Below are 14,421 nucleotides of genomic sequence, written 5' to 3' on the forward strand. Positions count from 1 at the left end.
TGCCGCGAGCTTGGGCCGCTGATGGTCGCGGTCATCCTCGCCGGGCGCACGGGCTCGGCCTATGCCGCCGAGCTGGGCACCATGCAGGTGAATGACGAGATCGCCGCGTTGACGACCATGAACATCAGCCCGGTCACCATGCTGGTGCTGCCGCGCATTGGGGCGGCGATGCTGGTGATGCCAGCCCTGGTCGTGGCCATGGATGCCGCTGGCCTCTTAGGCATGACCGCCGTGCTGACCGCCTTCGGCTTTCCGCTCACGGCCATCGCGGCGCATATCGCCATCAACACCGCCGCGCGGAATTTCATCATGGGGCTGTGCAAGGGCGTGGTGTTCGCGGCGATGGTGGCGCTGATCGGCTGCCGGGCGGGGCTGACCGCCAAAGGCGGGCCGCGCGCGGTGGGCGAATCCGCGACCGCCGCGGTGGTGGGCGGGATCGTCGTCACCGTGGTGCTGGACGGGATTTTCTCCGTGATCTTCTACCGGTTGAATCTATGACACCGGTCATCACCGTCAGCGGCGCCACGCAGGCGTTCGACGGCCGCATTATCTTCCGCGATGTCAGCTTCAGCGTGATGCAGGGGGAGGTGTTCGTGATTCTGGGCGGGTCAGGCTGCGGCAAGTCGACGCTGCTCAAGCAGATGATTGGGCTGCTGACGCCCAGCGCGGGGGATATCACCATAGGCGGCTTCAGCGTACGGAGCGACGTCGTGGCCGTGCGGCGGCAGATCGGGGTGATGTTCCAGTCCGGCGCGCTGCTCGGGTCGATGACCCTGCTCGAGAATGTTTCGCTGCCGCTGGCGTTGTTCACGGACCTGCCGGAAGCTGCCTGCGCCGAGATCGCGCGGCTGAAGCTGGCCCTGGTCGGGCTGGGTGATGCGGCTTCGCTGCTGCCCTCCGAGATTTCCGGCGGCATGCTCAAGCGTGCCGCCATCGCGCGGGCGCTGGCGCTGGACCCGCCGATCCTGATGATGGACGAGCCCTCGGCCGGGCTCGACCCGGTGACCTCGGCCGGGCTCGACCGGCTGATCCTGCAGCTGCGCGACACGCTGGGCACCACCTGCGTGGTGGTGACGCATGAGCTTGCCTCGATCATGGCCATCGCCGACCGTTGCGCCATGCTGGACGCCAAGGCGCAGGGGCTGATCGCCCTGGGCAGTCCACAGGAACTGCGCGATCAACCCGGCCAGCCTATGGTGCGGGCCTTCTTTCACCGGGAGACGGTGCAATGAGTACGAGTTCTGCGAGCTTTCGGGTCGGCGCCTTTGTCCTCGCCGGTGCGGTGGCGCTGCTGGCGCTGTTCTTCTTCCTCACGGGCGGCAGGTTCAACGAGGGCACGCTGTACGAGACCTTTTTCCGGGAGTCGGTGCAGGGGGTGGATGTTGGCACGCCGGTGAAATATCGCGGCGTGACGGTGGGGCAGGTGGCGGACATGGAACTGGTGGTGGCGGAATATCCCCCGCCCAGCACCGCTGCGGCGGGGCAGGCGGTTTACCAGCAGGTGATGGTGCGCTTTCGCATGGACACGCGCAGGGTGGGCGTAACCGAGAGCATTGCGAGCGCCGTCGCCCAGGGGTTGCGCGCGCAGCTTGTACCGCAGGGCATCACCGGGCTGTCCTACATCGATCTAAGCTTCGTGAATCCGCAAACCTATCCGGCGGAAGTGGTGCCGTGGACGCCGAAGGCGGCAGTCATTCCGTCGAGGCCGAGCACGCTCGCCCAGGTGCAGGATGCGTTGCAGAATCTGATCACCTCGCTCAGCGAGGCCGATATCGGCAAGATGGTCAGCCAGACCAGCGGGCTGATCTCGACCCTGAACCAGGAGGTGACCAGCGGCGATGCGCACCAGGCCGTCGCCAACGCCAACACGCTGCTGGCCAGCCTGAACCAGGTGGTGCAGCAGAGCGACCTGCCCGGGACGGCGGCGAGCATCCGCAACCTGGCGGGCGGGAAGCAGACGGAGCAGACTCTCGCTCAGCTCGATCAGACCACAGCGCAGCTGGCCAAGGCGAGCGCCGAGCTGCCGGCGCTGGTGGCCTCCTCGGAGGCGACAGTGAACCAGGCGCACGAAACCACGGCGGATTTGCAGGCTCAGTTGATGCCGATCCTGCAGGACATGAAAGCCGCCTCGCAAAATCTGCGTGACCTGACGGCAGCGCTTTCCGCCAATCCCGGGCAGATCCTGGGCGCGCCGCCACCGCCGCCTGAAGGGAGTAAATAAATGCCGCGCCGCCGTATCGTCCTTGCCGCGCCGCTGGCGCTCGCCGCCTGCGCCTCGCTGCTGCCGGCGCAAAAATACACGCCGCGCGCCAACTGGCCGTTGCAGCCCGCGCCGCCCGCCGCTGTGGCTAACGCAGGGACAGGCCCGGTGCTGATGATCCGGCCCATTGCCGCAGCACCTGGGCTGGAGGCGCGCGGGCTGCAAAGCCTGGCCGCCGATGGCAGCCTGGACGTGGATTACTACAATCTTTGGGCGGTGCCGCCGGCGGATGCGGTGACCCAGGCGCTGCTGGACTGGAGTCAGGCGAGCGGGGCGTTCTCCGCCGTGGTCACGCCCGGCAGCCGCTTGCAACCGGACCTGATCGTGGAGGGGGAGCTGACCGAGCTGCTGGCGGATCCCAGCCGGGGGGAAGCGCGCGCCGCGCTGACGCTGGTGTTTATCAAGCCTTCGGGAACACTCACGGGCACGGCTCTGCCCGTGGCGCAGGCAATGTTGAAGGCGACTGCGCCGCTGCAAGGTAATGACCCGGCGGCGATGGCGGCGGCGCAAAACAATGCGCTGTCCGGGCTGCTGACTCAGGCGATGGCGCAGCTGGAACGCGCCGCGCTTAAGTGAGGCTGGCCCGGTAGGCCCGCCAGCCGCCGAAGCTGGTGATGTCGGTAGCGCCTTCCAGGGCGTAGGCCTCGCACAAAAAACCCGGATGCACAGATCCATCGGCCAGCGTGACCCGGCCGATGCCCATCGGCGCGGGCAGGGCGGCGACGAAGCGGCCGAAATTTTCCGGTGTCAGTGCCCAGACCTCAACGGCGATGCCGCAGCCCGAGAAGCCTGGTGTATGCGTCAGGCCCGGTTTGGGTGGTGTGGTGGCCAGGGCGTAGAGCTTGTAGTCCGGCGCGGTGGTGGTGGCGCTCACCAGCCGCGCGCCGAGATTAACCAGTTCATGGTTAAGCACCATGCCGCTCAGATGCGCCCCGGCGACGACGACAGTCACCTCTTCCGGTGCGGGGGCGGTGTACCTGGCCTGGGGCTGCTTCCGGCTCACCCCGGCGCCGGCGCCGATTGCGGCGTGTAGGGTGGAGGCGTAGCCGGCGAGCGAGGCATCGGCGAAGGCCGGGCCGATGAAGGTCACGCCGAAGGGCAGCCCGTTCTCACGGAACCCGGCGGGCAGGGCGATCGCAGCCAGATCCAGCAGGTTCACGAAATTGGTGTACAGGCCGAGCGTTGAGTTGCGCTTGACCGGCTGCTCCAGCATCTCCGCCACGGTGAAGATGGTGGGTGCGGTAGGCAGCAGCAGCGCATCGCATTTCGCCAGCTCGGCCTGGGCGGCGTGGCGCAGGGCCTGCACCCTGTAGATGTCGGTGAAGGCATCGGCGGCGGAAAATTTCTGCGCCCCGCCGATGATGCGCCGCACCGTGGGATCGAAGGCATCGGCGTGGGTGACGAAGAAGTCCTTCACCGCGGCCAGACGCTCCGCAACGTAGGCGCCGCCATAGAGCAGGGCCGCGACGTCCCGCAGGGGCGTGTAGTCGATCTCCGTGACCTGCCAGCCCAGCTCGGCGGCTTTTGCCACGGCGGCGGCGTAGAGCGCGGCGGCTTGCGTGTCGTCCGCGAAGTCGCGGTCCTTCTCCGCCAGCACGCCGAGGCGCGGGACCACGGGCAGAACCACCTCGCGCGGCTTGCGGGAATAGGCGTCGGCTTCGTCATAGCCTTCAGCCACGCGCAGCACCGCCATGGCATCGGCGGCGGAATTGGCGAACACGGCCACACAGTCCAGGCTCTTGCAGGCGGGTACCACCCCGGCGGCACTGATGCGGCCGATGCTCGGCTTCAACCCCACGATGTTGTTGCAGGCGGCGGGAACGCGGCCGGAGCCTGCCGTGTCGGTGCCCAGCGAGAACGCCGCCAGCCCGGCCGCCACGGCCACCGCCGAGCCGGAAGAGGAGCCGCCGGAGATGTAATCGGCATTGAACACCGAGCGCGGGGCGCCATAGGGCGAGCGCGTGCCGTTCAGCCCGGTGGCAAACTGGTCGAGATTGGTCTTGCCGATCAGGATGGCCCCGGCTTCGCGCAGTTTGGTAACAACGGTGGCGTCCCGCTCCGCCGTGTAGGCGAAGTCCGGGCAGGCGGCGGTGGTGGGCATGCTCGCGACGTCGATATTGTCCTTCACCACGTAAGGGATGCCGTAGAGGGGCAGGGAGGTGTCGCCGAGCGCGCTGGCGGCGGCGAGGGCTTCCTCCTTCGGCACCAGCGAGATGAACACCGCCCTGTCCGTGTAGGTTTCGATGCGGGCGTAGAGTGCCTCGATCAGCGTCTGGGGCGTGATTGTGCCCGCCGCATAGGCGGCGTGCAGGGTGGGGATTTCCAGCAAATCAGGGATCATTGTCTCTTACTCCGTCACGATCACGCCGAGGCGCTGCCCGGCGCGGACCACCTGGCCCGGGGCGGCGGTGAGGGCGGCGAGGCGCCCACTGGCCGGGGCGGCCACGCGCACTTCCATCTTCATCGATTCCAGGATCATCACCGGCTCGCCGGCGGCCACCATCTCGCCGGGCTCCTTCAGCACCTGCCAGATGCTGCCGGGCACAGGGGCAGAGATGCCGCGCGCGCCGAGCGGCAGGGCGTCCTCGGGCGGTGGGGGCGGCAGGTCCGGCTCCTCGAACGTATGCAGCCCCTTGGCCACCCAGTCCTCACGCTCGGCGGCGAAGGCGGCGCGCTGCTGCGTCTGGAACGCGGCGATGCTCTCCGCGTTGGCCGCGCAGAAGGCCAGATGCTCGCGCAAGGAGAAGGTGCTTTCCTCGATGCGCGGCATGTACTTGCCATGTGGGAAGGCCTCGCGCAGTTCCAGCAGCTCCTGCTCGCTCACCTCGACGAAGCGGATCTGGTCGAAATGCCGCAGCAGCCAGGGCTTGCCGTCCTCGAAGGGCGGGGTCTGGCGGTGGGTGTTCCATACTTGGATCGTACGGCCGAAGAGCTGGTAACCGCCCGGGCCTTCCATGCCATAGACGCACATATAGGCGCCGCCGATGCCGACCGCATTTTGCGGTGTCCAGGGCCGGGCGGGGTTGTACTTGGTCGTCACCAGGCGGTGGCGCGGGTCGTAGGGCGTTGCCACCGGCGCGCCGAGATACACATCGCCCAGCCCGAGCACGACATAGGAGGCATCGAAGATGATGCGCTTCACCTCGTCGATGCTCTCCAGCCCGTTGATGCGGCGGATGAACTCGATGTTGTCCGGGCACCAGGGGGCGTCGGGGCGTGTCGTCTCCTGGTATTTGCGCATGGCGAGGCGGATCTGCGAGTCGTTCCAGGAGAGCGGCAGGTAGATGGTGCGCGCCTTCACCACCATGTCCTCCGGCGTCGGCAAAGCGGGCAGGATCGCGTCCACCGCGGCGCTGATCTTCGCCGCATTCGTCACGTCTGAATCGAAATGCACCTGCAGCGAGCGTATGCCAGGGGTGAGGTCGATGATGCCGGGGATGCGTGCCTGCTCCAGCGCGTCGCGCAAGCCTTGGGCGCGCAGACGCAGTTCGAAGTCCAGCTTCATCTCGCCGAACTCGATGAGGATGTCCTCATCGCCGGCGCGGCGGATCACGGTGTCCTTGCGGGATTCAATGATGGCGGGCGCAGCATCGGCGGAGCGAAAACTCACCTTGTCGCCGGGCTTGAGCTGGCCGAGCTTCCACAAATCGTCGCGCGTGACCACGGCCGGGCAGACGAAGCCGCCGAGCGAGGGGCCGTCCGGCCCGAGCAGGATCGGCATGTCGCCTGTGAAGTCGATGGCGCCGACGGCATAGGCGTTGTCGTGGATGTTGGAGGGATGCAGCCCGGCCTCGCCGCCATCCTGGCGTGCCCATTTGGGCTTGGGGCCGATGAGGCGCACGCCGGTGCGGGCGGAGTTGTGGTGCACCTCGTAGGTGGAGGCGAAGAGGGTTTCGATATCCTCTTCCAGAAAGAAATCCGGCGCGCCATGCGGGCCGTAGCGCACGGCCAGTTCCCATTCATGAGTGAGTTCCGGGCGCGCGGCGGGGGCGTGGGCGGGCAGGGGCATGGGCGGGTTGAGGCGCAGCGTGTCGCCCGCGCGCAGCGCGCCGCCATTATGGCCGCCAAAGCCGCCCAGTGTGAAGGTGGCGCTGCTGCCGAGATGTTCGGGGGCGGAGAACCCGCCAGATACGGCAAGATAAGTCCGCTGGCCCGGCCCGCTGATGGTGCCCAGGGCGAGGATCTGCCCGGCCTTCACGGCAACGGGTGTGAAAAAGGGCACCGCCGCGCCGTCGATATCCGCCGCCATCGCGCCGCCGGCCAGGGCGATAAACGTGTCGCAGTTGAAGCGCAGCGTGGGGCCGGTATGGGTGAGCTCCAGCGCCGTGGCGGTGATCAGGTTTCCGAGAATTTTATTGGCCAAAGCATGGCTTTTCTCATCCATCGGGCCGGATGGCGGGATGCCGACCTCCCAATAGCCCAACCGCCCGGGCAGGGATTGCAGAGAGGACTGCGCGCCGCCATCCAGCACCGCGACGCTGTGCGGGACATAGGAGAAATTGGCGAGCGTACGCGTGGTCATCTCGCCCGCCAGGAATTCGGGCAGCGCCAGAACTTCCTGCAAATAGTCGAGATTGGTCTCGATGCCGAAAATCTCGCTCTCCGCCAGGGCCGTTTGCAGATTGGCGATGGCATCCGCTCGCGTCGGCCCGGTGGCGATGAACTTCGCCAGCATCGGGTCGTAGAAGGGGGAGATGGCGGTGCCTTCCGCCACCCAGCTATCTACGCGCAGGCCGGGGCCGGGCTTGAATGCGGTGAGCGTGCCGCTGCACGGCGCGAAATTCTCGGCCGGGTTCTCGGCATAGACGCGGACTTCCACCGCAGCACCTTTGGCGGAGAGCGTGGCGGGGAGCGTGAATTCGCCGGCAGCCTGCTCGATCATCCAGCGTACGAGATCGACGCTGTAGATTTCCTCGGTGACGCCATGCTCCACCTGCAGGCGGGTGTTCACCTCCAGGAAGTAGAATTTCCGCGCCTCGGAATCATAGACGAATTCCACCGTGCCGGCGGATTCGTACTGCACCGAGGAGGCCAGCGCGATGGCGGCCTTCTGCAACGCGGCCAGCGTGGCGTCCGGCAGGTTGGGGGCGGGTGTTTCCTCGACCACTTTCTGATTGCGGCGCTGCAAGGAGCAGTCGCGGGCACCCAAGGCCACCACGCTGCCCTTGCCGTCGCCGAAAATCTGCACTTCCACATGCCGTGCGCGGGCGACGTATTTCTCCAGGAACAGCGCCGCGTTGCCAAAGTTGTTGGCGGCAAGCCGGGAGACGCTGGCAAAGCGTTCCGTCAGTTCATCAGCGTTGTGGCACAGCACCATGCCGATGCCGCCACCGCCCGCGCTGCTTTTCAGCATGACGGGGTAGGTGATGCGCGCGGCGGCTTCCAGCGCCTCCTCCACCGAGGCGAGGATGCCGGTGCCGGGGAGCATGGGCACGCCGGCTTTCTCCGCCAGGTCGCGCGCCGTGTGCTTGAGGCCGAAATCGCGCAGATGCTCAGGGCGCGGGCCGATGAACTTGATGCCTTCCGCCGCCAGCATCTGCGCGAATTCCACACGCTCGGAGAGGAAGCCGTAGCCCGGATGCACGGCCTCCGCTCCCGTGGATTTGCAGGCGGCGATGATGGCGGCCACATTCAGATAGCTTTCCGCCGCCGGAGCGGGGCCGATACGCACGGCCTCATCCGCCGCCAGCACGGGCGGGGCGAAACGGTCGGCATCCGAATACACCGCCACGGCGGCGATGCCCATCTGTTTGCAGGTACGCTGGATGCGGGCGGAAATCTCGCCGCGATTGGCGATCAGGATTTTCTTGAACATCAGGCGTCGCGGATGGTGATCTGGATGGGGGTGGGGGTGAAGCCGTTGCACGGGTTGTTCACCTGCGGGCAGTTGGAGATGAACACGAGCACATCCATCTCCGCCTGCAATTCCACATAGCCGCCGGGCTCGGAGACGCCGTCATCCACGGTCAGTTCGCCATTCGGACGGATAGGCACGTTCATGAAAAAATTCACGTTGGAGACGAGGTCGCGCTTGGTCATGCCGTATTTGCCAAGCTCGGTGATGAAGTTCTCGCGGCAGGAATGCATGAAGCGCGTCTCGTGGCCAAAGCGCACAGTGTTGGACTCGCAGGAGCAGGCGCCAGCGCAGGTGTCGTGAAAGCCGCAGGTGTCGGCAATGATCTTCAGCATCGCCCGGCCTTCGTTGGAGAGTAGCATGGAGCCGGTGGTGAGATCGTAGCGTCCGCCATTGGCTGCCTGTGCGGCCAGCGTGTCCTGTGCCGAGTAGCGCTCTGTGGTGTCTTGCGCGTTGTAGAACAGCGCATCCACGGCCTGCTGGCTCTTGAGGTCGACGATGCGCATGATCTGCCCGGCCTTGAGCAGGGCGGAATAGGGGGCGCGGGCGGGAACGATGGTGTCGGAGATGATGGTCATGCGGCGAAGAACCCGTCGGTGTTGACGAAGCCGCGCGCGGCTTCTTCGGTGAAGTTGCGGCAGAGGTCGCCCGCCTGCGCGGCGGGGGCGCGCCAGGCGATGTAGCTGATGGAGCCGGTGGCTTCCTGCGCGGGGCTGAGCGCGTGTGGGGTGTTGGAGAGCGCGACGAGCAGGTTCATCTCGGCGCGCAGTTCCACCGCGGCGCCGGCGGGCGGGTTGCCGCGCCAGCGCATGCAGTCCTGTTCATCCACTCCCACGGGCGAGAATAGCGAGATGGCGGGGGCGACATCGCGGCGCGAGAGCCCGAACTTGGCGGCGGCGCTGCGGATATTGTCGCGCCCGTTGCGCCCCGCGGTTTGCGCGGGAGAGTTGGGGCCGATGATGGTGTCATGTCCGGCGCCGGTATCGGCGGTGACGGAGGCAAGCACGCGGCCCATGTCGGAGAACAGCACGCGGCCGGTGGTGAAGTTCGTCGTCCATTGCAGCTTGGCGGTGTCCCCGGCGTTGTAGCGCTCAGAGGTTTCGGCAGCATTCCACATGAAGAACGCCGCACCCGGCGTGCCGGAGTTATTGGTGATGCGCAGCGCCGCCCCCTTGTGCAGGCGCAGGCAGACATACCAGCCGGGCGGGATCGTATCCTGTTGGATGATATCTTGCGTGGCGATATCGGCGAAGCTCGCCACCGGCTTGGGTGCTGCGGCGCGGGCGCGGGCCTGCGCCTGCAAGGCCTCGTACCGGGCGCGGTATTGCTCGGGCGTGAGTTTGTCCAGATCCAGCATCAGGCTGCTCCTTTCTTCATGCGCGGACGCACGGGAATGTCATGGGTGATGCGCGCGCCCTTCGCGGGATCATCCGGCGTGGGGCGTTCCAGCACGATGACGCGCGTGCCGAGGCGGAAGGCCTCGGAGATGTCGTGCGTGACCATGACGATGGTCATCTTTGTCTCTTCCCACAGACGTTTCGTCAGCACGTGGATGTCGGCGCGGGTGCCGGGGTCGAGCGCGGAAAACGGTTCGTCCAGCAGCAGCACACGGGGTTTGGCCATCAGCGCCTGGGCCAAGGCGAGGCGCTGCTGCATGCCGCCGGAAAGCTGCGCCGGATAGAAATCCGACGCGTGACGCAGCCCGACATGGTCGAGCATGGCGCGCGCTTCCTCCTTGGCATCGTAGCGGCGCGGGCCGAAAAGCTTGCCGAGGAAACGGGCGGATTTGAGCTCCATCGGCAACAGCACATTATCCAGCACCGTGAGGTGCGGGAACACCGAGTAGCGCTGGAACACTACGCCGCGCTCCGGTGTAGGCTCGGCGGGGAGTGGCGCCCCATCGAACTGGATGCTGCCGCGGGTGGAGAACTCCTCGCTCATCAGCATGCGCAGCAGGGTGGTCTTGCCACAGCCGGAAGGCCCGACGATGGAGACGAAGCTGCCTTCCTCGATGTTCAGGTTGAGCTTCTCCAGCACCACGCGGTCATCGTAGATCTGCCAGACGTCCTTGACTTCGATGGTGCTCATTGCGTCTTGGCTCCCGCGAACCAGGGGAAGGCGTAGCGCTGCACCAAGCGGAGCACGACGTCGAACAGGAAGGCGAGCAGGGTGATCCAGATCACATACGGAATGATGATGTTCATGGCGAAGTAGCGACGCACCAGGAAGATGCGGTAGCCGAGCCCATCCTGCGCCGCGATCGCCTCGGCGGAGATCAGATAGATCCAGGCTGGGCCGAGGGAGAGGCGGAGGCTGTCGATGAGGCGGGGCAGCATTTGCGGCACCACGACACGTAGTGCCATCTGCCAGGAGGAGGCACCGAGCGTCTGCGCCTTGATGAGCTGCGCCTTCGGCATTTCCTCGACGCGCATGATCAGGTCGCGGATCATGAAGGGCGCGGTGCCGATGACGATGAGCGTCACCTTCGCCGTTTCGCCGATGCCGGCGATGATGAACAGGATTGGCAGAATGGCAAGCGGCGGCACCATAGAGAACGCGGCGATGAACGGCACGAACAGCTTGCGCAAGTACGGGACCATCCCCACCGCGATGCCAATGACGAAGGAAATGCCGACGGAGATCGCCAGGCCCTCGATCAGCCTTTGCAGGCTGGAGAGCGTATCCGTCAGCATCAGGTAGTCGCCGGTTGCCATGTCCTGGGTGAAGGCCATGAGGTTCATGGCAGCGGCCATCTGGGCGAGGCCGGGCAGCAGCTTGTCGTCCGGGTTCGCCGCCAGCCTGGCCGCCGAAGCGGCCAGGTACAGCACGGCGAGGGCGACGAAGGGTGCGGCGGCAAGCAGCCGCGCGCCGTGCTTTCCCGGATGCAGGTTGATGAGGCGCATTACAGCGTCTTCGCGGCAGCCATTGCCATATAGTCGGCGTTGAAGCGGAAGGTGACGTTCTTCGCATCGCCGAGTATGTGCCCGCCGGGGAATTCGATGCCGACAACATCAGGGGAGGTCGCGCCCTGGCCCATCATGCCCCAGGCGAACAGGAACTGCCGCACATGGTCCATGGTGGCGATGAGCTGGCTGCCCTTGGTGAATTCGGCGGCGCCGGCCGGGTCGGAGAACAGATGCGTGGTCTTCAGCTGGCTGACGAAGCCGGCGTAGTCGGTGCCGGAGAGCTTGCCCATCTCCGTCTGCGCGGCCTTTGCCTCCGGCGTGTCGGCCAGCATGATGCCCAGCGTCTCGTACCAGATGCCGCACAGCGCCTTGGCGAAATCGGGGTTGGCTTCCAGCGTCTTGGTGTTGACGATCACGAGGTCGAGAATCTCGCCAGGAATAGCCGAGGAGTTGAACACGTTATGCGCCCCGGCATCGGCGTCGATCTGCTCGACGATCGGGTTCCACGTCACCACGGCGGTGACGTCCGGCGTGAGGAAGGCGGCGGCCATGTCGGCGTCCGAGGTGTTGACGATCTTGATGTCGCGCTCGGTCATGCCGTGCATCTGCAACCCGCGGTCCAGCAGATATTGCGAGACGGAATACTGCACGATGTTGACGTTCTGGCCCTTGATGTCCTCAAACTTCGTCTTGTTCTTGAGGATCACGGCGTCGTTGCCGTTGGAATAGTCGCCGGTGATGATCGAGGTGGAATCCACCCCTCCCACGGCGGGTACGGCCAGCGTGTCCATGTTGGTGATGGTCAGCGCGTCGAACGCGCCAGCGGTGTATTGGTTGATGGAGGTGGAATAGTCGTTCACCTCGACCACGTCGATCTCGATGCCGTATTTATCGGCCCATTTCTTCACGATGCCTTTTTCCGCCGCCCATGGCCAGGGCATCCAGCCGACATAGATTGTCCAGGCCAGCGTGAATTTCTTCTTGGTCGCCGCGAGCGCCGGCGCGCCGCCAGCCATCGTGGCCGCAGCCGTCAGCGCCGCGCCGGATTTCAGGAAGTCTTTACGTGTCAGCATCTAAGCACCCTCTCTTCGTTGATCAATCTCACCGAATTCGAGGGTACGCTGAGAGCCGATGCGCACCCCCGCATCCGTAGCTCTCCCGGGCTTTTGTCCCGCCGTGCATCATGCGGATGTCTCCCCGCATGACCGCCGCTCTCGGACCAGCACCGGGACATGCCCGGCCGGAACCCTAGCGGCCTTCATTGGACCATAAAGCAAAGTGTGTGCCAGCAGGAACGGCACAGAAAATCGGCGGAATTCTACCGGGCTGGTTTACGGTTGAACTAAAAACGGGCGGAGCTGGTGAAAAGCGCGCCATGGAGCGCGCTTGGACGGCGCAGACTCCAGTTTCGATACCCAATGGTCGCAAATCGAGTTCGCCGCGGACAGGCGGCGAACGGAACGTCGCGTCCCGTTTAACTGGCAACCTTGGCGTGCAGCAGGCCGATCTGCGAATTCGCGGGCTGGGGCACCACAACCAGATCGGTGCTGATCCCGACCGGCCGGGAAACAACCTGTGCCGGTGCGCTGCGGTACTCCTTCAGCAGCTCGATTTCATTTTTCAGCTGAATGCGTTCGAGCATCAGCGTGGTGATCTGTTGCTTGGCGCTTTCGAGCTGACGCTTCAGCTCGGCATTTTCAGCGGCGGCGCTGTCAGTCTTCCGGGCATGCCAAAACATGATAACTCAAGTCCTTGTGATATATAGCTGGAAAAACCGCCGTGATGGCGTGGGGCGTGGAAATATCTATGCAGCATCAAAATAGCTAATCACGAATGCTTTAACGGCAGGTATTTAAGGCGTATTTCCAAACACATTCTGTTGATCGTGAAATTTGGACAGCGAATCTGGCCGTCCATTGCCAAGCCCGGCAGGCATCGCGGCATTGCGGACGGCCGATGATGTTTCTGTGGAGTAAAAATTCTGAATATGGAGTTAAGAAGTATCCAGAAAACACCATAAGCCTGATATTCTTGGTATAGATCAGGCCGTGCCGTGTCCGCCCCGTCCTAACGCCCGCGCGTTCGGTTGAAGAGTGTGGTGAAAGGGGCGTTGCTCGGGTGTAGAGCACGTTTTTCGCGCGAGTAAAGCGGGCACAGATAAAGCGCGAATTGGAGGAATGAATATGACCGGAAAGAAGGATTTCACGGGTTTTGGTGAACAGCAGATGGCGAGTGCCGCCTTGTTCGGCAAGCCGCTTTTCGAAAACTTTGAACGCGCCTGCCGTTGGCAGAGCAGCCGGTTGGACCGGGTCGAGGCCGTGCTCACGGAAGCGTTGCAGCGCCGGCGCAATAGCTGCGAAGCCATGGAGCGTTTTGCTGCGCAATTGAGCGATGCGCATGATCCATCGGTCCTGATCAAGGCGCAGCAGGAATGGTTCTCGGGCGCGGTGCAGCGGATGTTGGCAGATGCCACCGCCTGGCAGACTGCCGGCACGTTGATGCTGCAGGGTCTGAACAGCGTCAACGAACTCAGGGCTTCGTCAGCGCAGATTGACCCAGAGGCCGCGCCGGAAGCCGCTCCTGGCGCGGCGGAGGCGGTCGTTCCGCGTCGTCCTGTTAAAGTAGCCTAGCCGGCGGCTTGTGGTGGTGCCGCTGCCACAGATAGCAGGGCAGCGCCACGATCCAGAAAATCAGTACAGCGCCTGCCCAGGCCAGAGGACGGGGCAGGCGCTGGCGCGTGGCGTCCCTGTAAACAAATCCGGCGCTGATCAGCGCAAGCCAGACTGTGTTGGAGGCCATCACCAGAGTTCCCCGGCAATGGCGTCAACCGGCAAGGGCGGATGCGCGTACGCCACGTAAAAGTTGAGGAAAGTTTGGGCATTCAGCCCCGTCAGCGGTGCCAGTGCGCGGATGGCTTTGACCCAGTAGGTCTCGTAGTCAATCTCCCGGGCGTGGTTCTCCGGGCGCTGTTCGCGCAAATACGCCGCGATCTGAGCCCCATCTGGCACGGCTTGCGGTGTAGCAGGGTGGTACAGCCGTGCATCCGCATCCGTTCGTACAGCGGCCCAGCCTGCTTGTTGTAACAATACTGCCAACTCGGCGCTTTGCGTGCGGGCATCGGCAAACTCGGCGGCATCTCCGGTGACGACGACATACTGCACCTGATATGTGGCCAGAAACGCCGCAAGCATGTGCGGATCTACGAGCGGCAGATATTTCTGGTATTTCTGCAGAAAGATCGTCCGGTACAGAGGCCATTTGGCGAAGGGCTCGGGAAGTCCGCCGGTGAGGTAGCCCTGCGCGGCGAGCGAGAATTTCATGCCGGATTCGTATTGGTATCCCATCTCATTGAAGTATTCAGGCAGGATGAGGATCCGGCTGTCCGGCGGAAGCGTGCCGTC

Annotated in this window: 15 protein-coding genes and 1 riboswitch; of the genes, 5 read left to right on the forward strand and 10 right to left on the reverse strand. The window is 64.9% G+C overall.

Annotation, left to right across the window (positions count from 1 at the left end; translation table 11 throughout):
- The 4 genes from ACLPJJ_RS06225 to ACLPJJ_RS06240 all read left to right on the forward strand — a co-directional run.
- Positions 1-498 (forward strand): MlaE family ABC transporter permease (locus ACLPJJ_RS06225; protein ID WP_443590078.1); only part of this gene is annotated, 498 nt, incomplete at its 5' end.
- Positions 495-1,232 carry an ABC transporter ATP-binding protein gene (locus ACLPJJ_RS06230; protein WP_443590079.1) on the forward strand — a complete coding sequence of 246 codons (738 nt, stop codon included), beginning with the start codon at positions 495-497 and terminating at the stop codon, positions 1,230-1,232. The genes ACLPJJ_RS06225 and ACLPJJ_RS06230, both read left to right, overlap by 4 nt.
- Complete coding sequence (locus tag ACLPJJ_RS06235) at positions 1,229-2,221, forward strand: MlaD family protein (protein WP_443590080.1); 993 nt, start codon at positions 1,229-1,231, stop codon at positions 2,219-2,221. The genes ACLPJJ_RS06230 and ACLPJJ_RS06235 overlap by 4 nt, the downstream gene beginning before the upstream one ends.
- Positions 2,222-2,836 carry an ABC-type transport auxiliary lipoprotein family protein gene (locus tag ACLPJJ_RS06240; RefSeq protein WP_443590081.1) on the forward strand — a complete coding sequence of 205 codons (615 nt, stop codon included), beginning with the start codon at positions 2,222-2,224 and terminating at the stop codon, positions 2,834-2,836.
- Here ACLPJJ_RS06240 and atzF read toward each other — a convergent pair.
- The 8 genes from atzF to ACLPJJ_RS06280 form a co-directional block, all read right to left on the reverse strand.
- A complete protein-coding gene (gene atzF, locus ACLPJJ_RS06245) occupies positions 2,829-4,601 on the reverse strand; it encodes an allophanate hydrolase (protein ID WP_443590082.1) in 1,773 nt (590 codons plus the stop codon). The two genes, ACLPJJ_RS06240 and atzF, sit on opposite strands and share 8 nt — an antisense overlap.
- Positions 4,602-4,607: 6 nt before the next feature.
- The gene (locus ACLPJJ_RS06250) at positions 4,608-8,075 is read right to left on the reverse strand and encodes a 5-oxoprolinase/urea amidolyase family protein (protein WP_443590083.1); all 3,468 of its coding nucleotides are present in this window, start codon (positions 8,073-8,075) and stop codon (positions 4,608-4,610) included.
- Complete coding sequence (locus ACLPJJ_RS06255; RefSeq protein WP_443590084.1) at positions 8,075-8,692, reverse strand: urea amidolyase associated protein UAAP2; 618 nt, start codon at positions 8,690-8,692, stop codon at positions 8,075-8,077. Before ACLPJJ_RS06255 ends, ACLPJJ_RS06250 begins: the two co-directional genes overlap by 1 nt.
- A complete protein-coding gene (locus tag ACLPJJ_RS06260) occupies positions 8,689-9,471 on the reverse strand; it encodes an urea amidolyase associated protein UAAP1 (RefSeq protein ID WP_443590085.1) in 783 nt (260 codons plus the stop codon). The genes ACLPJJ_RS06255 and ACLPJJ_RS06260 overlap by 4 nt, the downstream gene beginning before the upstream one ends.
- Positions 9,471-10,202 carry an ABC transporter ATP-binding protein gene (locus ACLPJJ_RS06265; protein WP_443590086.1) on the reverse strand — a complete coding sequence of 244 codons (732 nt, stop codon included), beginning with the start codon at positions 10,200-10,202 and terminating at the stop codon, positions 9,471-9,473. Before ACLPJJ_RS06265 ends, ACLPJJ_RS06260 begins: the two co-directional genes overlap by 1 nt.
- Positions 10,199-11,017: an ABC transporter permease gene (locus ACLPJJ_RS06270; RefSeq protein ID WP_443590087.1), complete on the reverse strand. Its 819-nt coding sequence runs from the start codon at positions 11,015-11,017 to the stop codon at positions 10,199-10,201. Before ACLPJJ_RS06270 ends, ACLPJJ_RS06265 begins: the two co-directional genes overlap by 4 nt.
- Positions 11,017-12,093 (reverse strand): putative urea ABC transporter substrate-binding protein, encoded by a 1,077-nt coding sequence (locus ACLPJJ_RS06275; protein ID WP_443590088.1) that lies wholly within the window; start codon positions 12,091-12,093, stop codon positions 11,017-11,019. The genes ACLPJJ_RS06270 and ACLPJJ_RS06275 overlap by 1 nt, the downstream gene beginning before the upstream one ends.
- A gap of 80 nt (positions 12,094-12,173) precedes the next feature.
- A riboswitch (guanidine-I (ykkC/yxkD leader) is annotated at positions 12,174-12,283 on the reverse strand.
- Between the two features lie 211 nt (positions 12,284-12,494).
- The gene (locus tag ACLPJJ_RS06280; RefSeq protein WP_443590089.1) at positions 12,495-12,758 is read right to left on the reverse strand and encodes a hypothetical protein; all 264 of its coding nucleotides are present in this window, start codon (positions 12,756-12,758) and stop codon (positions 12,495-12,497) included.
- Between the two features lie 445 nt (positions 12,759-13,203).
- Between ACLPJJ_RS06280 and ACLPJJ_RS06285 the strand changes: the two genes are divergently transcribed.
- Entirely contained in the window at positions 13,204-13,650 is a 447-nt protein-coding gene (locus ACLPJJ_RS06285) for a phasin family protein (protein ID WP_443590090.1), read from the forward strand.
- Here ACLPJJ_RS06285 and ACLPJJ_RS06290 read toward each other — a convergent pair.
- Complete coding sequence (locus tag ACLPJJ_RS06290) at positions 13,637-13,819, reverse strand: hypothetical protein (protein ID WP_443590092.1); 183 nt, start codon at positions 13,817-13,819, stop codon at positions 13,637-13,639. The genes ACLPJJ_RS06285 and ACLPJJ_RS06290 overlap by 14 nt on opposite strands.
- Positions 13,819-14,421, reverse strand: a 603-nt coding sequence (locus tag ACLPJJ_RS06295; protein ID WP_443590093.1) for a hypothetical protein, incomplete at its 5' end; no start/stop codon positions are given. The genes ACLPJJ_RS06290 and ACLPJJ_RS06295, both read right to left, overlap by 1 nt.

The sequence above is a fragment of the Acidocella sp. genome (genome assembly GCF_052326845.1).
Lineage (GTDB): Bacteria > Pseudomonadota > Alphaproteobacteria > Acetobacterales > Acetobacteraceae > Acidocella.